Origin of the sequence: Aquipseudomonas alcaligenes, assembly GCF_003205495.1 — a bacterium.
GTDB lineage: Bacteria > Pseudomonadota > Gammaproteobacteria > Pseudomonadales > Pseudomonadaceae > Aquipseudomonas > Aquipseudomonas alcaligenes_B.
On sequence record NZ_QJRX01000007.1, the window covers coordinates 229221 to 250135 of the forward strand.

Sequence of the window (20915 nt, forward strand, 5' to 3'; positions counted from 1 at the left end):
ATGACCACTTTCTGGAGCTGGTACATCACCCTGCTCACCCTGGGCAGCCTGCTCGCCCTGCTGTGGCTGATCTTCGCCACCCGCAGCGGCGAACGGCCCGGCCCGACCGACCAGACCCTCGGCCATGCCTTCGACGGCATCGAGGAGTACGACAACCCCCTGCCGCGCTGGTGGTTCATGCTGTTCCTCGGCACCCTGGTGTTCGCCGGCGCCTACCTGCTGCTCTACCCGGGCCTGGGCAACTTCGCCGGCAAGCTGCCCGGCTACGAGGGCGGCTGGACCCAGGTCAAGCAGTGGCAGCGCGAGATGGACAAGGCCGACCAGGCCTACGGCCCGATCTACGCCAAGTACGCCAGCCTGCCGGTCGAGGAAGTGGCCAAGGACGAGCGCGCACTGAAGATGGGCGGTCGTCTGTTCGCCTCCAACTGCTCGGTGTGCCACGGCTCCGACGCCAAGGGCGCCTACGGCTTCCCCAACCTGACCGACAACCAGTGGCGCTGGGGTGGCGATGCCGCCTCGATCAAGCAGACCATTGCCGCCGGGCGTACCGGCATGATGCCGGCACAGGCGCCGATGATCGGCGAAGAAGGCGTGCGCAACGTCGCCGCCTTCGTGCTCACCGAACTGGCCGGACGCCAGCTGCCGGAAGGCGAGCACGCCGACATCGAGGCGGGGCGCAAGGTCTTCGCCAGCACCTGCTTCGCCTGCCACGGCGCCGACGGCCAGGGCACCCCGAGCATGGGTGCACCGAACCTGACCCAGCCCAGCGCCTTCATCTACGGCAGCAGCTTCGCTCAGCTGCAGCAGACCATCCGCTACGGCCGCAACGGCCACATGCCAGCGCAGCTGCAGTACGTCGGCAGCGAGGACAAGGTCCATCTGCTGGCCGCCTACGTGTACAGCCTGTCGCAGCAGAAACAGCCGCAGCAGTCGCTCGCCCAGGAATGACCCTCAGGGGCAAGGATGCCTCGCCCGCGGGTGCCAGTCGGCACCCGCACCTCCCCTTCGTGCGACCCGATGTCGCACCCGCCGACCAGTTGCACCCTCCCTCGCTTGACTTGGTCTAAGCTGCCAGACAGTCGCACCCAGTAACAAATCCAAGGCGATCCCTTCTTCTGCGCGGCGTCGACTCAGACGCAAAGGTTCGGAAAGCAGCTCTCGCGAACTGCCTTCCGAGCAGGGCCAAAGCCCGCTAAAACCTTGATCGGACAGGCATCTAGCGTTGCAATGGGTACCTCATTTCTCCATACTTGCCGCCGTTTTTTGCCCCTATAAAACTCCATTAACCGTGGAACCCCTAGCATGAGCACAGCAATCAGTCAGACTGCTTATAACTACAAGGTGGTCCGCCAGTTCGCCGTTATGACGGTAATCTGGGGGGTCATCGGGATGGGTCTCGGTGTGTTCATCGCCGCCCAACTGGTGTGGCCGGAACTCAACCTGAACCTGCCGTGGACCAGCTTCGGCCGTCTGCGCCCGCTGCACACCAACGCGGTGATCTTCGCCTTCGGCGGCTGCGCCCTGTTCGCCACGTCCTACTACGTGGTCCAGCGCACCTGCCAGGCCCGCCTGATCTCCGACAGTCTGGCCGCCTTCACCTTCTGGGGCTGGCAAGCCGTGATCGTGCTGGCCGTGATCACCCTGCCGCTGGGCTACACCTCCTCCAAGGAGTACGCCGAGCTGGAGTGGCCGATCGACATCCTCCTGGGTCTGGTCTGGATCACCTACTGCGCGGTGTTCTTCGGCACCATCATCAAGCGCAAGACCAAGCACATCTACGTGGGCAACTGGTTCTTCGGCGCCTTCATCCTGGTCACCGCCATGCTGCACATCGTCAACAGCATGGAAATGCCGGTGACCCTGTTCAAGTCCTACTCCATGTACGCCGGTGCCACCGACGCCATGGTGCAGTGGTGGTACGGCCACAACGCCGTGGGCTTCTTCCTCACCACCGGCTTCCTGGGGATGATGTACTACTTCGTGCCCAAGCAGGCCGAGCGTCCGATCTACTCGTACCGCCTGTCGATCGTGCACTTCTGGGCGCTGATCACCCTGTACATCTGGGCCGGTCCGCACCACCTGCACTACACCGCCCTGCCGGACTGGGCCCAGTCCCTCGGCATGGTGATGTCGTTGATCCTGCTGGCACCGTCCTGGGGCGGCATGATCAACGGCATGATGAGCCTGTCCGGCGCCTGGCATAAGCTGCGCTCGGACCCCATCCTGCGCTTCCTGGTGGTGTCCCTGGCCTTCTACGGCATGTCCACCTTCGAAGGCCCGATGATGGCCATCAAGACCGTCAACGCCCTGTCCCACTACACCGACTGGACCATCGGCCACGTGCACGCCGGCGCCCTCGGCTGGGTGGCGATGATCTCCATCGGCGCGCTGTACCACCTGATCCCGAAGGTGTTCGGCCGCGAGCAGATGCACAGCATCGGCCTGATCAACGCGCACTTCTGGCTGGCCACCATCGGCACCGTGCTGTACATCGCCTCCATGTGGGTCAACGGCATCACCCAGGGCCTGATGTGGCGTGCGGTCAACGAGGACGGCACCCTCACCTACTCCTTCGTCGAAGCGCTGGAAGCCAGCCACTACGGCTACATGGTGCGCATGATCGGTGGTGCCTTCTTCGTCACCGGCATGCTGCTGATGGCTTACAACACCTGGCGTACCGTACGCGCTGCCGATAAGAGCAAGTACGACGCCGCCGCCCTGATTCCTGCAGAGGTCGCTCACTGATGGCCGGTAGCAAACACGAGATTTTCGAGAAGAACATCGGCCTGCTGTCGTTGTTCATGGTGATCGCCGTGAGCATCGGCGGCCTGACCCAGATCGTCCCGCTGTTCTTCCAGGACGTCACCAACACCCCGGTCGAAGGCATGAAGCCGCGCACCGCGCTGGAGCTGGAAGGTCGCGACATCTACATCCGCGAAGGCTGCGTCGGCTGCCACTCGCAGATGATCCGTCCGTTCCGCGCCGAGACCGAGCGCTACGGCCACTACTCGGTGGCTGGCGAGAGCGTCTGGGACCACCCCTTTCTGTGGGGCTCCAAGCGTACCGGCCCTGACCTGGCCCGCGTCGGCGGCCGCTACTCGGACGACTGGCATCGCGCCCACCTGTACAACCCGCGCAACGTGGTGCCGGAGTCGAAGATGCCGTCCTACCCCTGGCTGGTCGAGAACAAGCTCGACGGCAAGGACACCGCGGCCAAGATGGAAGCTCTGCGTAGCCTCGGCGTGCCCTACACCGACGAAGACATCGCCGGCGCCCGCGAGGCCGTCAAGGGCAAGACCGAGATGGACGCGCTGGTCGCGTACCTGCAGGGTCTTGGCACCGCAATCAAGAACAAACGGTAACGCATGATGGATATCGGGATGATTCGCGGCATCGGCACGGCGGTGGTCTTCATCGCCTTCGTCGGCGTGGTGCTCTGGGCTTACAGCAGCAAGCGCAAGTCCAGCTTCGACGAGGCGGCCAACCTGCCCTTCGCCGACGACGCCCCGACCCCCAAGCGTGACGAGCAAGCTTCTGGGAGCAATAAAGAATGACTTTGTTCTGGAGTATCTACATCAGCGTACTGAGCCTCGGCACCATTGCCGCGCTCACCTGGCTGATCTTCGCGGTGCGCAAGGGTCAGCGCCCTGACACCACCGAGGAAACCGTGGGCCATGCCTTCGACGGCATCGAGGAATTCGACAACCCGCTGCCGAAGTGGTGGTTCATGCTGTTCATCGGCACCATCGTCTTCGCCCTCGGCTACCTGGCCCTGTACCCGGGCCTGGGCACCTGGAAAGGCCTGCTGCCGGGCTACAACGAAGCCGGCGACGGCAAGCCCTTCGCCAGCGGCGAAGCCGGCTGGACCGGCGTGCACCAGTGGGAAAAGGAGATGGTTCGCGCCGACAAGCAGTACGCGCCGATCTATGCCAAGTACGCCAGCCTGCCGATCGAGGAAGTGGCCAAGGACGAGCAGGCCCTGAAGATGGGCGGCCGCCTGTTCGCCTCCAACTGCTCGGTGTGCCACGGCTCCGACGCCAAGGGCGCCTACGGCTTCCCCAACCTGACAGACAACGAGTGGCGCTGGGGCGGCTCGCCGGCCGACATCAAGCAGACCATCATCGGTGGTCGTCACGGCATGATGCCGCCGCAGGCGCCGACCATCGGCGAGGAAGGCGTGCGCAACGTCGCCGCCTACGTGCTCACCGAACTGGGCGGTCGCAAGCTGCCGGAAGGTGTCAGCGCCGACATCGAAGCGGGCAAGAAGATCTTCTCCACCACCTGCTTCGCCTGCCACGGCGCGGACGGCAAGGGCACCCCGAGCATGGGCGCACCGAACCTGACCAACCCGAGCGCCTTCATCTACGGCAGCAGCTATGCCCAGCTGCAGCAGAGCATTCGCTACGGCCGCAGCGGCAACATGCCCGCCCAGCTGCAGTACGTCGGCAGCGAAGACAAGGTGCACCTGCTGGCCGCCTATGTGTACAGCCTGTCGCAGGGCAAGGCCGACGCCGCAGTCGAGAAGTAAGGCTCCACCCGCCCGGACGCGACCGCCGGTCGCACCCGGGCGACGCTCGATCAGGCGTACCATAGTGCATGTGAAATTCTGACTCCCTCGGCAAGTATCGGGGGAGCACTCACCCCAGCCGTGGTACGACCCTGATGAGCGAACAGATTCCCGTCCGAAACATCACCCCTCCCCCGGCCAAGGGCGGCGAATCCGTCGATCTCTACGCCAGCCGCGAAAAGATCTACACCCGCGCCTTCACCGGCCTGTTCCGCAATCTGCGCCTCGGCGGCGGAGCCTTCCTCTTCCTGCTCTACTTCGGCACCGTCTGGCTCAGCTGGAACGACCGCCAGGCCGTCTGGTGGAACCTGCCGGAACGCAAGTTCTTCATCTTCGGCGCCACCTTCTGGCCGCAGGACTTCGCCCTGCTGTCCTGGCTGCTGATCATCTGCGCCTTCGGCCTGTTCTTCATCACCGTGTTCGCCGGGCGCGTCTGGTGCGGCTACACCTGCCCGCAGAGCGTGTGGACCTGGATCTTCATGTGGTGCGAGAAGGTCACCGAAGGCGATCGCAACCAGCGCATGAAGCTGGACAAGGCGCCGATGAGCGCCAGCAAGTTCGCCCGCAAGGCGGCCAAGCACACGCTGTGGTTGCTGATCGGCCTGGTCACCGGGCTGACCTTCGTCGGCTACTTCTCGCCAATCCGCGAGCTGATTCCCGACCTGCTCTCCGGCGCGGCTGACGGCTGGGCCTACTTCTGGGTCGGCTTCTTTACCCTGGCCACCTACGGCAACGCCGGTTGGCTGCGCGAGCAGGTGTGCATCTACATGTGCCCCTACGCGCGCTTCCAGAGCGTGATGTTCGACAAGGACACCCTGATCGTTTCCTACGACCCGCGCCGCGGCGAAAACCGAGGCCCGCGCAAGAAGACCGCCGACTACAAGGCCGAGGGCCTCGGCGACTGCATCGACTGCACCATGTGCGTACAGGTCTGCCCGACCGGCATCGACATCCGCGATGGCCTGCAGATCGAATGCATCGGCTGCGCCGCCTGCATCGACGCCTGCGATGGCATCATGGACAAGATGGGCTACCCGCGCGGCCTGATCAGCTACACAACCGAACACAATCTTTCCGGGCAGAAGACCCACCTGCTGCGCCCGCGCCTGATAGGCTACGCCGTCGCCCTGGTGACCATGATGGGCCTGTTCGCCTGGGCCATCGCCAGCCGCTCGCTGGTGGAGGTGGACGTGCTCAAGGACCGCGTGCTGTTCCGCGAGAACGAGCAGGGACATGTCGAGAACGTCTACACCGTGAAGCTGATGAACAAGGCCCAGCGCGACCTGACCTACCTGATCTCCGTCGAAGGCATCGACGGTCTGCGCTACGAGGGCAAGCGCGAGGTCAAGGCCGCCGCCGGCGAGGTGCTGTCGCTACCGGTGGAGCTGTCCATCGAACCGGAGAAGCTGCCCTCCAGCGCCAATGAAATCCTGTTCAAGGTCCAGGCCTTGGAAGACCCGTCCATCGAGAGCGACGCCGACAGCCGCTTCATCGGCCCCAGCGTACGCTGAACACAGGTTCCTACATGACGTCGCAACAAACTCCGGTCAACCCCTGGTACAAAGAGTTCTGGGTCTGGTTCATCCTCGGCATCCTCGGCCTGGCCGTGGTGCTCGGCACCAGCATGCTGGTGATCGCCACCCGCAACCCGCCGGGGCTGCTGTCGGACAACTACTACGATGTCGGCAAGGGCATCAACACCTCGCTCGAGCGCGAGGACCTGGCCAAGCGCCTGCAGCTCAAGGCCAGCCTGGCGCTGGACAACGAGCGCGGCACCGTCAGCCTGCAGCTGCAGGGCTACAGCAATCCGCCGCAGCTGGTCCTCAACATCATCTCGCCGACCCAGCCGGAGCGTGACCGCCGCGTGGTGCTGCAGGCCCAGGCCGACGGCAGCTACGCCGGCAACCTGCTGGATGCCATCGAGGGACGCCGCTTCGTCGAGCTGATCGGCCAGGAAGGCGGCAAGGACTGGCGTCTGTTCGAGGAAGAGCACCTGGCCAGCGGCCAGCGCTTCTCGCTCGGCGAATAAAGTTCTTCATGAGCAGTCCCCTGCCCTGCTATCACTGTGGCCTGCCGGTGCCCGCCGGCAGCCGCTTCGAGGCCCGCGTCCTGGAACAGACGCGGGCCTTCTGCTGCCCGGGCTGCCAGGCGGTGGCCGAGACCATAGTCGCCGGCGGGCTGGACAACTACTACCGGCATCGCAGTGACAACGCGGTCAACCCGCAGAGCCTGCCCAAGGCCCTGCCGGACGAGCTGGCCCTGTACGATCGCGACGAGGTGCAGCAGGGCTTCGTCCAGCACCAGGGCGAAGTCAGCGAGACCAGCCTGGTGATCGAAGGCATCAGCTGCGCCGCCTGCGGCTGGCTGATCGAGAAACACCTGCGCGGTCTGCCGGGCATAGTCGAGGCCAGCCTCAACCTGTCCAACCAGCGCCTGCAGGTGCGCTGGGCCGACAGCCAGATACCCCTCAGCCAGCTGCTCGCCGAACTGCGCCGCATCGGCTACGCCGGCCATCCGTGGCAGCCCGACGAGGCCAGCGAGCGCCTGGCAGCGGAGAACCGCAAGTCGCTGCGCCAGATCGGCGTCGCCGGCCTGCTGTGGATGCAGGTGATGATGGCGGCCATGGCCACCTGGCCGGAGTTCAATGTCGACCTGTCGCCGGAGCTGGACAAGATCCTGCGCTGGACCAGCCTGTTCCTCACCACGCCCATCGTCTTCTACTGCTGCGGCCAGTTCTTCCGTGGCGCCCTGCGCGACCTGCACACCCGCCACCTGACCATGGACGTGTCGGTGTCGCTGGCCATCGGCGGCGCCTACGTGGCCGGCATCTGGTCCACCGTCACCGGGGTCGGCGAGCTGTATTTCGACGCAGTCGGCATGTTCGCCCTGTTCCTCCTCGCCGGCCGCTACCTGGAGCGCCGCGCCCGCGAGCGCACGGCGGCGGCCACCACGCAGCTGGTCAGCCTGCTGCCGCCGTCCTGCCTGCGCCTGGATGCCAATGGCCAGAGCCAGCGCGTGCTGCTGCGCGAGCTGGCGGTCGGCGACCGCGTACTGGTGCCGCCCGGCGCCCAGCTGCCGGCCGACGGCCGCATCCTTGCCGGTCAGTCGAGCGTCGACGAGTCGCTGCTCACCGGCGAATACCTGCCGCAGCCGCGCGCTGAAGGCGACGCCGTCACCGCCGGCACCCTCAACGTCGAGGGCCCGCTGACCATGCAGGTCGAGGCGCTGGGCGAGGATACCCGGCTGTCCGCCATCGTCCGCCTGCTGGAGCGCGCCCAGGCCGACAAACCGCCGATGGCCGAGCTGGCCGACCGCGTGGCGCAGTGGTTCCTGCTGATCGTCCTGGCCCTCGCCGCCGTGGTCGGCCTGGTCTGGTGGCAGCTCGACAGCGAACGCGCCTTCTGGATCGTCCTGGCCCTGCTGGTCGCCACCTGCCCCTGCGCCCTGTCGCTGGCCACGCCGACGGCGCTGACCACCGCCACCGGCAGCCTGCACAAGCTCGGCCTGCTGCTGACCCGCGGCCACGTGCTGGAGGGCCTCAAGCAGATCGACACGGTGATCTTCGACAAGACCGGCACCCTGAGCGAAGGCCGCCTGACCCTGGAGCGCATCGAGACCCTGCGCGAGCTGGACGCCGATGCCTGCCTGGCCCTGGCCGCCGCCCTCGAACACGGCTCCGAGCATCCCATCGCCCGCGCCTTCGGCCACAGCAACCAAGGTGCCGAGCAGCTGGCCAGCGAACCCGGCCAGGGCCTGCAGGGCATGGTCGACGGCCGCCGCCTGCGTATCGGCCAGCCAGCCTACGTGGCTGCTCTGGCCGGCCGCCAGGCACCGGCAATTCCCGGCGAGCACGGCCAGTGGCTGCTGCTCGGCGACGAGCGCGGCCCGCTGGCCTGGTTCGTCCTCGGTGATCGCCTGCGCGAGGATGCTCCCGAGCTGATCGCCGCCTGCCGCGCCCAGGGCTGGAACATCATCCTGCTGTCCGGCGACAGCTCGCCCATGGTCGGCGAGGTGGCGCGCCAGCTGGGCATCGACGACGCCCGCGGCGGCCTCACCCCGGATGCCAAGCTGGCCGTGCTCAGGGAACTGCACCAGCAGGGCCGCCGTGTGCTGATGCTCGGCGACGGGGTCAACGACGTACCGGTGCTGGCCGGCGCCGACATCAGCGTGGCCATGGGCAGCGCCACCGACCTGGCCAAGACCAGCGCCGACGCCGTGCTGCTGTCCAACCGCCTGGGTAGCCTGGTGCAGGCCTTCGCCCTGGCCCGGCGCACGCGGCGCATCATCGTCGAGAACCTGGCCTGGGCGACCCTGTACAATGGCCTGGTGCTGCCGTTCGCCGCGCTCGGCTGGGTCACCCCGCTGTGGGCGGCGCTCGGCATGTCGGCCAGTTCGCTGCTGGTGGTGCTCAACGCCCTGCGCCTGGCCCGCCTCAAACCCCTGTAGAAAGCACGCCCTCTGCCATCGACGGCGAGTGGCGCCAGGCCCCGGAGCCAGCATGTCCGCTATCTATTTTCTGATCCCGATTGCCGTGGCCCTGGTCGGCTTCGCCATCTGGCTGTTCTTTTGGGCAGTGGACAACGGCCAGTACGACGACCTCGACAGCCCGGCCCACAGCATCCTGTTCGACGACGAGGACCCGCAGCACAAGGCTGCCATCGCCGAGGCGGACAAGGACGACGACGCGCAGGACAAGCCGCGTGGCTGATCTGGCGGCGCTGTTGGTTTCCGCGCTGATTCTCGGTCTGCTCGGCGGCGGCCACTGCCTGGGCATGTGCGGCGGGCTGATGGGCGCGCTGACCCTGGCCATCCCGCCCGAGCAGCGCGCGCGCCGCCTGCGCCTGCTGCTGGCCTACAACCTCGGGCGCATCCTCAGCTACGCCGCCGCCGGCCTGCTGCTCGGCCTAGCCGGCTGGGCCGTGGCCAGCAGCCCGGCGGCCATGCTCCTGCGCGTGCTCGCCGGCCTGCTGCTGATCGCCATGGGCCTGTACCTGGCCGGCTGGTGGAGCGGCCTGACCCGCATCGAAAGCCTGGGACGCTACCTGTGGCGCCACCTGCAACCGATCGCCAGCCGCCTGATGCCGGTCAGCAGCCTGCCGCGCGCCCTACTGCTCGGTGCCATCTGGGGCTGGCTGCCCTGCGGCCTGGTCTACAGCACCCTGCTGTGGGCCTCCAGCCAGGGCTCGCCGGCCAACAGCGCCATGCTGATGCTGGCCTTCGGCCTGGGCACCTGGCCGGTGCTGCTGGCCACCGGCATGGCCGCCGAGCGTCTGACCACCCTGCTGCGCCGGCGCGGCGTGCGCATCGCCGGCGGCCTGCTGGTGATCCTGTTCGGCCTGTGGACCCTGCCCGGTCCGCACCAGCACTGGCTAATGGGTCACTAGGCCGCCGCGCCACTGCGGGAGGCACCGTCCCGCGCCGCAGCAAACGCCTGGCGAAGATGCAGCGGCCTGACTCAGATCAAGAGCCGCCGCGGCGCAATCCCTAGACTGGCCGCATCGCCAATCCAGGGATATCTCCATGCTCGATGCCATCCGCTGGGACGCCGACCTGATCCGCCGTCACGACCGGCCAGGCCCGCGCTACACCTCCTACCCCACCGCCGTGCAGTTCCACGGCGAAGTCGGCTCCTTCGACCTGCTGCACGCCCTGCGCAACAGCCGCAAGGCCCTGCGCCCGCTGTCGCTCTATGTGCACGTGCCGTTCTGCGCCAACATCTGCTACTACTGCGCCTGCAACAAGGTGATCACCAAGGATCGCGGCCGCGCCCTGCCCTACCTGGAACGCCTGGAGCAGGAGATCGAGCTGATCGCGCGCCACCTGGACCGCCGGCAGGTGGTCGAGCAGCTGCATTTCGGCGGCGGCACCCCGACCTTCCTCAGCCACGACGAGCTGCGCCGGCTGATGGAACACCTGCGCCGGCACTTCAACCTGCTGGACGACGACAGCGGCGACTACGGCATCGAGATCGACCCGCGCGAGGCCGACTGGTCGACCATGGGCCTGCTGCGCGAGCTGGGCTTCAACCGCGTCAGCCTCGGCGTGCAGGACCTCGACCCCGAGGTACAGCGCGCCATCAACCGTCTGCAGACCCTCGAACAGACCCGCGCCATCGTCGAGGCGGCGCATACCCTGCAGTTCCGTTCGGTGAACATCGACCTGATCTACGGCCTGCCTAGGCAGACCCCGGACAGCTTCGCCCGCACCGTGGCCGAGGTGATCGCCCTGCAGCCGGATCGGTTGTCGGTGTTCAACTACGCGCACCTGCCCGAACGCTTCATGCCACAGCGGCGCATCAACGCCGAGGAGCTGCCCAGCCCGGCGCAGAAGCTGGAGATGCTGCAGCGCAGCATCGAGCAGCTCACCGCCGCCGGCTACCGCTACATCGGCATGGACCACTTCGCCCTGCCCGACGACGAGCTGGCCATGGCCCAGGAGGACGGCACCCTGCAGCGCAACTTCCAGGGCTACACCACCCACGGCCATTGCGACCTGATCGGCCTGGGGGTATCGGCCATCAGCCAGGTCGGTGACCTCTACTGCCAGAACAGCAGCGACCTGGCCAACTACCAGCAGAGCCTGGGCAACGGCCAGCTGGCCACCCAGCGCGGCCTGCACTGCAACGCGGACGACCGCATCCGCCGCGCCGTGATCCAGGCGCTGATCTGTCAGTTCCAGCTGGACTTCCGCACTATCGAGCAGCGCTTCGCCATCGACTTTCGCAGCTACTTCGCCGCCATCTGGCCGCAGCTGCAGCAGCTGGCCCGCGACGGCCTGATCGACCTGGGCGAACAGGGCATCGAGGTGCGCCCGGCCGGGCGCCTGCTGGTGCGCTCGTTGTGCATGCTGTTCGACCACTACCTGGAGCAGCAGAACCAGCAGCGCTTCTCGCGGGTGATCTGATCAGGCCATCGCCAGCTTGGCCGCCTGCATGCGCTGATCGTCGCTCAGGCGCTTGTCCTTGAGCGCCTCCACCAGGCTGGCCTGGGCCATGCTCAGGGCGCCCTGCAGCGAGGACAGCTCGCCGCGCAGGGCTTCCACGCGCATCTGCTTGAGTTGCGGGTCCATCCCGCTCTGCGCCATCAGGGCCTGCAGCTCGGCCTGCTTCTCGGCGATCTGCTGGCGCAGGGCGCGGATCAGCTTGAGGATTTCCTTGATGTTGTCCGGCAGGTCGGCCTCGTCGATATCCTTGTGCTGCGCGCTGGCGCGCACCCGCCCGAGTTCGGACAGGCTCACCCGCAGGTCGTCGCGCAGCTCCTGCTCGCCCGCCGTCTCGCCCCCAGCCCGCGCCACCTGGCGCTGCACGCCGAGCACCAGGCGCTCGCCGAGCCCGTGCGCATCTATCCTCAACATGCTGTTCTCCCGAACGCATCCCTGCCCTGGCTATCGGGCGCCCGGGAAATAACTTGAGCGAACGGTCAGTCCTGTTCCACCATCGTCGCCCTGGCCTGGGCGGTGGCCCATGGGTTAACCTTCATCTTTGTGTGTGTTCTCCACTCAGGGACTTCTCGATGTCAGAAACCATCAAGGTGCACAGCTCGCACCAGGCCCATTGCAAGGACTGCAGCCTGGCGGCGCTGTGCCTGCCGCTGTCGCTGAACCTGGAGGACATGGACGCGCTGGACCGCATCGTCAAGCGCGGCCGGCCGCTGAAGAAGGGCGAATTCCTGTTCCGCCAGGGCGATGCCTTCGACTCGGTGTTCGCCGTGCGTGCCGGCGCGCTGAAGACCTTCACCCTGAGCGATGCCGGCGAGGAGCAGATTACCGGCTTCCACCTGCCCAGCGAACTGGTCGGCCTGTCCGGCGTGGACAGCGAACTCTACCCGGTGTCGGCGCAAGCGCTGGAAACCACCTCGGTGTGCGAGATTCCCTTCGAGCGCCTGGACGAGTTGGCTGTGCAACTGCCACAGCTGCGCCGCCAGCTGATGCGGGTGATGAGCCGGGAGATCCGCGACGACCAGCAGATGATGCTGCTGCTGTCGAAGAAGACCGCCGACGAGCGCATCGCCACCTTCCTGGTCAATCTCTCCGCGCGCTTCCGCGCCCGCGGCTTCTCCGCCAACCAGTTCCGCCTGGCCATGTCGCGCAACGAGGTGGGCAACTACCTGGGACTGGCCGTGGAAACGGTGTCGCGCGTGTTCACCCGCTTCCAGCAGAACGGCCTGATCGAAGCCGAAGGCAAGGAAGTGCATATCCTCGACCCCATCGAGCTGTGCGCCCTGGCCGGCGGCAACATGCCGGACTGAGGACAGCGCGATGATCTTCGACGAATTCGACATCAAGTCGCTGATCCGCCCGGTGCCGGACTTCCCCAAGCCCGGCGTGGTATTCCGCGACATCACTCCGCTGTTCCAGTCGCCGCGTGCCCAGCGCATGGTCGCCGACAGCTTCATCCAGCGTTATGTCGAGGCCGACTTCAGCCATGTGGCGGCCATGGATGCGCGCGGCTTCCTGATCGGCTCGGTGATCGCCTACGAACTCAACAAGCCGCTGATCCTGTTCCGCAAGCAGGGCAAGCTGCCGGCCGACGTGCTCTCCGAAAGCTACCAGACCGAGTACGGCGAGGCACTGCTGGAGGTGCACAGCGACAGCCTGTGCGAAGGTGACCGGGTATTGATCTTCGATGACCTGATCGCCACCGGCGGCACCCTGCTGGCAGCCGCGCGCCTGGTCCGGCGCCTCGGCGCGCAGGTCCACGAAGCTGCGGCAATCATCGACCTGCCCGAACTGGGCGGCTCGCAGAAACTGCAGGATGCCGGCATTCCGACCTTCACCCTGACCGCCTTCGAGCTCAGCGAGCGCTAAGAGCCCCCATAGAAGCGCGCGCACAGACGCGCCCGCCCGCTGCTCTTGGCCAGATACAGCTGCTCGTCGGCGAAACGCAGCAGATCCTGTGCATCCCGCTCGGCCGAGGCCAGCACGGTGGCGGCTCCCAGCGACAGGCTGACCTGCGGCCCGACCTCCGAAGCCAGGTGCTCGATGTGCAGCTCGGCGACCGCCGCCAGCATCTTCTGCGCGACCCGTTCGGCTCCGGCCAGGTCGGTATCCGGCAGCAGACAGGCGAACTCCTCGCCGCCATAACGTGCCAGCAGGTCGTAGGGGCGATTCAGCGTGGCAGCCAGGGCGATGGCCAGACGGCGCAGGCACTGGTCGCCGCTCTGGTGACCGTAGTGGTCGTTGTATTTCTTGAAGTGATCGACGTCGATCATGATCAGTGACAGAGGCCCACCTTCCCGACAGGCATGGCTCCAGGCCGCCTCCAGGCGACTCTCCAGCTTGCGCCGGTTGGCGACGCCGGTGAGCCCATCGAGCATGGCCATGGAGCGCAGGTAGTCGCTCTGCAGCTTGAGGGTCAGATGGGTCTTGACCCGTGCCCGCACTATCGTCGGATTGAACGGCTTGCCGATGTAGTCCACCGCGCCCAGCTCCAGGCCGATGGCCTCGTCGTCCTCCTCGCCGTTGGCGCTGAGGAAGATGATCGGGATGTCCTGGGTCAGCGGGTCGGCCTTCAGGCGCCGGCACACCTCATGGCCATCCATGCCCTCCATCACCACGTCGAGCAGGATCAGATCCGGCAACAGCGCCTTGCACACTTCGATGGCCTGCTCGCCCCCAGTGGCCATGTGTACATCGCATTCGTAACGAAACAGCTGGTGCAATACCCGGATGTTCATCGGCTGGTCGTCCACCAGCAGCAGTTTCGGGCGCCCCAGGCGCGGGTCGAGCCATGCTTCCAAGTCAGCCTCCCGGGGCCAGGTCAAGCAGATCACGCCCCAGTGCCAGGGCCTTGTTGAAGTCTAGCGCCTCGACGGCCTGAAGAAATGCCCCAAAGGCCGGCTGCAGAACCGCTGGCGCACGCCTGCCGAGGGCCTCTGCCTGCTCGATGGCCTGCAGGTCACCACGCTCCAGCAGACCGCACAGCTCGCGCAGGGCGCTGCGCCAGCTCTCCATCGGCAGGGGTTCGAGCTTATCGGGCTCGGCCGCGGCGAACAGGCGCTGCAAGGCGTCGACACTTTGTTGCAGCAGTACTTCCAGTTCGTGCCAGTCCAGCTGCGCCAGCAGGCCTGCAGCCTCTTCGGTGTCCGCCTGCTTGAGCTGTTGCTCCAGGCTGGCGACCCGTGCAGCAAAGGCGCTGGCACCCATGGTGCCGGCACTGCCCTTGAGCGTGTGCAACAGCAGCAGCACACCCTGCAGCTCGCCACGCGCGGCCAGCTCATGCAGACGCTCGAGCTGTTTGCCCAGTTCCGGCTGAAAGTTCTGCAGCACCCTGCGCAGCAGGTCGAGGTTGCCGCCGAAGCGCGCGACAATCGAGCTTTCGCCCTCGACCAGGCCTGCCGTCTGCGCCGCGCGGTCCGCCGGGACAAGCGCCGTGCCGCGGCCGGTCCATTGCAGCAGGGTCGCCACCAGCTGCTGCAGGTCAATGGGCTTGCCCACGTGGTCGTTCATGCCCGCCGCCAGACAGGCCTCGCGGTCGGTACGGGAAGCATTGGCGGTCATGGCGATGATCGGCAGGTCGAGGCCGGCCGCCAGCTGGCGAATGCGCCGGGTGGCTTCCAGACCATCGATATCCGGCATCTGGATATCCATCAGCACGGCATCGAAGGGCGGCTGTTCGCGACGGACCCGCTCGACGCCCTCCAGGCCGCCTTCGGCCAGGCTGACCTCGGCTCCCTCGCCGGCCAGCAGCTCGGCAGCCACCTGGCGATTGAGCATGTTGTCCTCCACCACCAGCAGGCGCAGCCCGGCGAGGCGCTGTGACACTACGCGGGGTGCCGCAGCCGCGACGGCCTGCTGGCCGTCCAGCGCGCGCTGCACCGCGGCGGCCAGCTGCTGCGGGGTGACCGGCTTGGTCAGGAAGCCGGAAAACGGCGCCCGTCCCTCCTGATAACGGTCGGCGAGCACCTCGCGACCGTGGGCGGTGATCATCACCACCAGCGGCATGTCTCCGTCGCTGGCGCGCTCACCGATCATGTGGGCCGCAGAGAGTCCGTCCAGGTCGGGCATGCGCCAGTCCATCAGGACCAGATCGAAGGGTTGCCCCTGCGCGAGCGACTCGTCGATGCGTGCGAGTGCTTGCTGCCCGCCCGCCACCCACTCGGCCTGCCAACCCAGAGAGGCAGCGGTGCGCAACAACAGCTCGCCGGCTACCGCGTTGTCATCGGCGATCAGCAGGCGCAGGTTGGCATCCAGGGCGCTGCAGGCCGAGCGCAGACTGGCCTGTTCGGCCACCTCCAGCTCGATATCGAACCAGAAGCGACTGCCCTCGCCGACCTGGCTCTCCACCCGCAGCTCGCCGCCCATCAGCTCGATCAGGCGCTTGCAGATCACCAATCCCAGCCCGGTACCGCCGAAACGCCGCGTGGTCGAGGCCTCGGCCTGGGTGAAGCCGTCGAAGATGCGGCTCAGCTGCTCGGCGCTGATGCCGATGCCGGTATCGCTCACCGCCACGCGCAGGGCGACCCGCTGGGCATCGCGCCGCAGCTGGCGCAGGCTGACCACCACCTGGCCCTGCTGGGTGAACTTGAGGGCATTGCCGGCCAGGTTGATCAGCACCTGCTGCAGCCGCAGGCTGTCACCGATCAACGCGCTGGGCAGCTCGGCATCCAGGTCGAACATCACCTCGATGTCCTTCTCCCCCTGGTTGCCGGCCAGCACCACCGCCAGGTCGCGTAGCAGCGGCTCGAGCTCGAAACGATGCAGGTCGAGCTGCAGCTTGCCGGCTTCGATCTTCGAGTAGTCGAGAATGTCGTTGAGCAGGCCGAGCAGCGACTGCGCCGCGCCGTGGGCCTTCTCCACGTAGTCCAGCTGGCGCGGATTGAGCTCGGTGGCCTGCACCAGCTGGAGCATGCCGAGCACCGCGTTCATCGGCGTGCGGATCTCGTGGCTCATGTTGGCCAGGAAGGCACTCTTGGCCGCGCTGGCGGCGTCGGCCTGCTCCTTGGCCTCGCGCAGGCGCGACTCCAGTTCGAGCTGGGCGGTGATGTCGCGGTTGATGCCGGTGACCTTCAGCGGATTGCCCTCGGCGTCGCGCTCGACCTGGGCGCCGGCCTGGATGAAGAGCACCCGGCCATCCGGCCTGAGGATACGGAAGATCGGGTCGTAGACCGCCTCGCCGGCCACCGCGGCCTGCAGCTTGGCCTCGGTGGCCTGGACATCCTCCGGGTGCACCCGTTCGCGCCAGTGCACGTAACCCAGCTGGCCCCGTACGCCCAGGATCGCGGGCTGATCGTAGAGCTCGAACATCCGCGTATTCCACTGCAGGCGGTTGTCGGCCAGGGTCCAGGTCCAGATGCCCAGCTCGGCCACCTCGGCGGCCAGCAGCAGCTGGTCGCGTGCCGCCAAGGCTTCGCGGCGCAGCAGCAGTTGCTGGGTCAGGTCGGTAAGCACGCAGACCAGACGCCTTTTGCCTGCACTGTGCATAGTCCCGATGGACAACTGGACTGGAAACTCCGAGCCGTCCTGGCGCACACAGGTAAGGTCCAGCACATGCTGCCCGCCGCTATCACCCTGTCTGAAAAATTGCTTGACACCACTTGCGAAGGATTGGAACGACTTCGCCTCGAGCAGCTCGTCAAAGTGCATGCTATGCATTTGCTCGGCACAGTAGCCGAAGGTCTGCTGAGCAGCAGGGTTGCAGCTGAGAATCAGGCCACTGAAGTCGAGGGTGAACACCGGATTGACCGCCGTATCCAGCACCGCCCGAGTGGTTTCCAGGCTCTCGGCCAGGCGTTGTTCGGCGGCCTTGCGCTGGGTGATGTCGAGGGCGATGCCGAGGTAGCCGAGCAGCTCGCCGTCGTCGTCGCGCATCGCGGTCACCACCAGGGTGACCGGGAAGCGCGAACCGTCCTTGCGCACGTAGGTCCACTCGCGGGTCTCCACGCCTTCCTGCTCGGGAACATGCACGAAGGCGCGGAACCCCTCGATGGTCTGCCCGTAGTGCCGACTCAACTCGGCGCCGTGGGCCTGCACCTCCTCGGGCAGATGGATCAGCGCCGGGGTCTGCAGGCCCACCATTTCCTGCGCGCGGTAGCCGAGCAGGCGTTCGGCGCCGCGGTTGAAGACGGTGATCAAACCCTGCGGATCGGTGGCGATGATCGACACCTGCGAGGCCGAGTTGAGAACGCTGCCCAGCAGCACATTGAGCTCGTGCAGCGCCCGGGTACGCTCGGCGACCTGGCTCTCCAGAGTGGCGTTGAGCTGCAGGATCTGCGCCTCGGCGGCCTTCTGCGCGGAGATGTCGCGCACCGTCTTGGACACGCCGACCACCCTGCCGCGCGCATCGCGAATCGGCGAGGAGGACAGCGACAGTTCCAGCAGCTGGCCGTCCCGCCCCAGCAGCTGGGTATCGACATCATGGATCGACTCGCCGCCGGCCACCCGGCGCAGGTTGTCGGCCTCCTCGACCGCGCGCTCGGCGGGTAGCGTGAGCTCGGCAAAGGTATGGCCCAGGGCCTGTTCGGCGCTATGGCCGAGGATGCGCTGCGCTCCCAGGTTCCAGCTGAGGACGCGGCCGTCCAGGGCCTGGCCGATGATGCCATCGCTGGAGCTCTCGACGATGGCCGCCAGGCGCGACTGCTCCTGCAGTATCTGCAGGCGGCGCTGGCGACTGATTCCGAGCACCCCGACCAGGGCCGCCAGCAGCAGGGTCAGCAGCGCGCCGATCAACACTATCTGCTGCGGTGCGGTTTGATGCAGCTGCTTGATGAAAGCAGGATAGGCGACCAGCTCGATCTGCCAGCGGCGCCCATGGATGTCGCGCTGCAGGCGCTGGGTCATGATCTCCGCCGGCTGACTGGCGGCCGCGGGGCTCTCGTAGAACGGCTCGTGCCGGTCCGGCTGGGTGATGTCGCGCAGACGCAGGCGCAGCCCTTCGCGCTGCAGGGCCAGGCCCCTTAGCACCTCCTCGGTGAGCAGCGGCGCATAGCTCCAGCCGAAGGTCTGTCGCTCGCGCTCCGCCGGGCTATCCGGGGTCAGCGCATCGCGGTAGATCGGCATCAGGATGAGGAAGGACTGCAGCGGCTTGCCGGTGGCCTGAACCAGGGTAATGGGCCCGGTCAGGCGCGCCTCGCCGCTACGCATCGAGGCCAGCGCCGCCTCCCGGCGGTTGGTCTCGGAGGCGATATCCAGCCCCACCGCGGGCAGGTTGCCGGCCAGCGGTTCGATGTACTGGATGACGAAGCGCTCGCCATCGTGCGGCGCCAGCTGGCGAATGGCGAAGTCCGCCTTGCCATCGGCCCTGGCCTGCTCGATGAAGGCAGGCTCCTGCGCCCGAGGCACTCGGCGAATGAAACCGAAGCCACGCGCACCGGGGAATTCCCGCTCGATATCGCGGGTGCTGCTGTAGCGACGGAACAGCTCGCGACTGATGCCCTGCTCGCCACTGGCCAGTACAGCGCCGCGCGCACCACGCAAACCGTACTGATAAAGCCGAAAGCGTTCGACCACCAGGTCGGCGGTACGCACGGCGGCTGTCTCCAGCGCCTCGCGCGCCTGCGCGCGATTGGCGCGGTGCAGCCACTCGGCTGCCAGGGCGGTGAGCAAGACGCCCACCAATAGGGTCGTGACGATGCGCAGCCGCTGTGAAGTCGAAGCCAGGAAATTGGGCACACGCACTCCTCAGTGGGTAACCTGACCGCTCTCGCCGCCGGCCGCGAGATACTGGCTGAGCTGGGCGAACGGCATGGGCCGGCAGTACAGGTAACCCTGCATCAGTTCGCAGCCCAGTTCCAGCAGCCGGTCGACCTGGGCCTGGCTCTCCACGCCCTCGGCGATCAGTTCCAAATCCAGGGCCTGCCCCAGGCGCACTATCGCCTCGATGATGGCGGCATCGCTGCGGTCGCTGAGCATGTCGCGGACGAAGCTCTGATCGATTTTCAGCACATCGATCGGCAGGCGCTTGAGGTAGGACAGGCTGGAATAACCGGTGCCGAAATCGTCGATGGCGATGCGCACGCCCATGCTCTTCAGCTCGCCGAGGGTGGCGCTGGCCGCGGCGATGTCGTGGGCCAGCACGCCCTCGGTGATCTCCAGCTCCAGCAGGCTGGGCGGCAAGGCGCTCTGCGCGAGGATGCCCTTGACCATACCGAGGAAGGACTCCTCGCGAAACTGCACCGCGGAAATGTTCACGCTGACACAGGCCGGCAGCCCCAGGCGCTGCAGCCTGCCGGCATCGGTACAGGCCTGCAGCAGCACGTACTTGCCGATCGGCACGATCAGCCCGGTCTCCTCGGCCAGGGGGATGAACTCGGCCGGCGACACCAGCGCCCCCTCGCCGCTGCGCCAGCGGATCAGCGCCTCCATGCCGCAGATCTGGCGTCGCCGGGCATCGAACTTGGTCTGGTAGAAGACCTCGAACACGCCCTGCTCCAGGGCGCTGCGCATGTGGTTTTCCAGCAGGTGACGGGCGCGGGTGCTGCTCTCGATGTTCTGCGAGAAGAAGCGGTAGCGGTTACGACCATCCTGCTTGGCCTGGTACATGGCCGCGTCGGCGTGACGGTAAAGCGCCTCGAGGTCTGTGCTGTCGTCGGGAAACACACCGATGCCGATGCTGGCCGACAGTCGATACTGGCTGCCGCCCAGCTCGATCGGCCTGGCGATGGTCGCCAGCAGACGCTCCACGCAATCGCCGATGGCCTCGAAGCGCTGCACATCGGGCAACAGGATGACGAATTCGTCGCCACCCTGGCGGCTCACCGTATCGATCACCCGCGAGCTCTCGCTCAAGCGCCTGGCCACCTCCTTGAGCACGGCATCGCCGACCGAATGGCCGACCGAGTCGTTGATGCCTTTGAAATTGTCCAGATCGAGCAGAAGCATGGCGACCCGCCCCTGGCCGCGCTGCGCCTTCTGCAGGGCCTGTTCGGCGCGGTCCTGCAGCAGGACGCGGTTGGGCAGCCCGGTCAGGGCGTCGTAGTAGGCCAGTTTCTTCGCCTCGGCCCGCAGGTTCAGGTGCGCCCGCACATGGGCACGCGCCACCGGCAGGTTCAGCGGCTTCTGAATGAAGTCCACACCGCCGTATTCGAGTGCCTTGATCTCGTTCTCGCTCTGGGTGTGCGAGGTGACGAACAGGATGGCGGCATCGCACAGCTTGGGGTCGGCCTTCATTGCCCGGCAGATCTCGAAGCCGTTCATCTGCGGCATCTGGATATCCAGCAGCACCAGATCGGGCCTGCAGAAGCGTGCCACCTCCAACGCCATGCGCCCGTCGCTGGCCACATGCACCTCACCGAGGTCGCGCAACGCCTCGCTGAGCATCAGCACATCGCTCGGCTGGTCGTCGACTATCAGTATCACCGGCGCTGCATTGAACAGGTGTTCGGCCATACGGCCTCCCCGGAAGTCCCTTTCT

17 protein-coding genes are annotated in these 20915 nt (G+C 66.8%); 13 read left to right on the forward strand and 4 right to left on the reverse strand.

The features are described from left to right. From ccoP (DMO17_RS14705) to hemN, 11 genes are all read left to right on the forward strand, one after another. The gene (ccoP, locus tag DMO17_RS14705; protein WP_110683242.1) at window positions 1-948 is read left to right on the forward strand and encodes a cytochrome-c oxidase, cbb3-type subunit III; all 948 of its coding nucleotides are present in this window, start codon (window positions 1-3) and stop codon (window positions 946-948) included. Between the two features lie 354 nt (window positions 949-1302). Continuing rightward, entirely contained in the window at window positions 1303-2745 is a 1443-nt protein-coding gene (gene ccoN, locus DMO17_RS14710) for a cytochrome-c oxidase, cbb3-type subunit I (RefSeq protein ID WP_110683243.1), read from the forward strand. Then, entirely contained in the window at window positions 2745-3362 is a 618-nt protein-coding gene (gene ccoO / locus DMO17_RS14715) for a cytochrome-c oxidase, cbb3-type subunit II (RefSeq protein ID WP_110683244.1), read from the forward strand. The genes ccoN and ccoO overlap by 1 nt, the downstream gene beginning before the upstream one ends. A gap of 6 nt (window positions 3363-3368) precedes the next feature. Continuing rightward, window positions 3369-3554 carry a cbb3-type cytochrome oxidase subunit 3 gene (locus DMO17_RS14720; RefSeq protein WP_110683318.1) on the forward strand — a complete coding sequence of 62 codons (186 nt, stop codon included), beginning with the start codon at window positions 3369-3371 and terminating at the stop codon, window positions 3552-3554. Then, entirely contained in the window at window positions 3551-4528 is a 978-nt protein-coding gene (ccoP, locus tag DMO17_RS14725) for a cytochrome-c oxidase, cbb3-type subunit III (RefSeq protein ID WP_110683245.1), read from the forward strand. Before DMO17_RS14720 ends, ccoP (DMO17_RS14725) begins: the two co-directional genes overlap by 4 nt. 134 nt (window positions 4529-4662) lie before the next feature. Next, the gene (gene ccoG, locus DMO17_RS14730; protein WP_110683246.1) at window positions 4663-6078 is read left to right on the forward strand and encodes a cytochrome c oxidase accessory protein CcoG; all 1416 of its coding nucleotides are present in this window, start codon (window positions 4663-4665) and stop codon (window positions 6076-6078) included. Window positions 6079-6092: 14 nt separating this feature from the next. Next, the gene (locus DMO17_RS14735; RefSeq protein WP_110683247.1) at window positions 6093-6596 is read left to right on the forward strand and encodes a FixH family protein; all 504 of its coding nucleotides are present in this window, start codon (window positions 6093-6095) and stop codon (window positions 6594-6596) included. 8 nt (window positions 6597-6604) lie between these two features. Next, window positions 6605-9013, forward strand: coding sequence for a heavy metal translocating P-type ATPase (locus DMO17_RS14740; RefSeq protein ID WP_110683248.1), 2409 nt, complete (start codon window positions 6605-6607; stop codon window positions 9011-9013). Window positions 9014-9065: 52 nt separating this feature from the next. Then, a complete protein-coding gene (gene ccoS / locus DMO17_RS14745) occupies window positions 9066-9275 on the forward strand; it encodes a cbb3-type cytochrome oxidase assembly protein CcoS (protein WP_110683249.1) in 210 nt (69 codons plus the stop codon). After that, window positions 9268-9951, forward strand: coding sequence for a sulfite exporter TauE/SafE family protein (locus DMO17_RS14750; protein ID WP_110683250.1), 684 nt, complete (start codon window positions 9268-9270; stop codon window positions 9949-9951). The genes ccoS and DMO17_RS14750 overlap by 8 nt, the downstream gene beginning before the upstream one ends. 136 nt (window positions 9952-10087) lie before the next feature. Beyond that, window positions 10088-11470: an oxygen-independent coproporphyrinogen III oxidase gene (gene hemN / locus DMO17_RS14755; RefSeq protein WP_110683251.1), complete on the forward strand. Its 1383-nt coding sequence runs from the start codon at window positions 10088-10090 to the stop codon at window positions 11468-11470. Here hemN and DMO17_RS14760 read toward each other — a convergent pair whose 3' ends face one another. Then, window positions 11471-11920 (reverse strand): hypothetical protein, encoded by a 450-nt coding sequence (locus DMO17_RS14760; protein WP_110683252.1) that lies wholly within the window; start codon window positions 11918-11920, stop codon window positions 11471-11473. Between the two features lie 158 nt (window positions 11921-12078). Between DMO17_RS14760 and fnr the strand changes: the two genes are divergently transcribed. Together fnr and DMO17_RS14770 are read left to right on the forward strand one after the other, a co-directional pair. Continuing rightward, entirely contained in the window at window positions 12079-12813 is a 735-nt protein-coding gene (gene fnr / locus DMO17_RS14765) for a fumarate/nitrate reduction transcriptional regulator Fnr (RefSeq protein ID WP_110683253.1), read from the forward strand. A 10-nt stretch (window positions 12814-12823) separates the two neighbouring features. Further along, a complete protein-coding gene (locus tag DMO17_RS14770; RefSeq protein ID WP_110683254.1) occupies window positions 12824-13372 on the forward strand; it encodes an adenine phosphoribosyltransferase in 549 nt (182 codons plus the stop codon). Here DMO17_RS14770 and DMO17_RS14775 read toward each other — a convergent pair. The 3 genes from DMO17_RS14775 to DMO17_RS14785 all read right to left on the reverse strand — a co-directional run bounded on the left by DMO17_RS14775 (window position 13369) and on the right by DMO17_RS14785 (window position 20890). Then, window positions 13369-14304 (reverse strand): diguanylate cyclase domain-containing protein, encoded by a 936-nt coding sequence (locus tag DMO17_RS14775; protein ID WP_258371555.1) that lies wholly within the window; start codon window positions 14302-14304, stop codon window positions 13369-13371. The two genes, DMO17_RS14770 and DMO17_RS14775, sit on opposite strands and share 4 nt — an antisense overlap. 1 nt (window position 14305) lies before the next feature. Next, window positions 14306-19117, reverse strand: a complete 4812-nt coding sequence (locus tag DMO17_RS14780; RefSeq protein ID WP_375538021.1) for a PAS domain S-box protein — start codon at window positions 19115-19117, stop codon at window positions 14306-14308. Window positions 19118-19183: 66 nt separating this feature from the next. Beyond that, window positions 19184-20890, reverse strand: coding sequence for a two-component system response regulator (locus tag DMO17_RS14785; protein WP_110683256.1), 1707 nt, complete (start codon window positions 20888-20890; stop codon window positions 19184-19186). Window positions 20891-20915 lie beyond the last annotated feature (25 nt).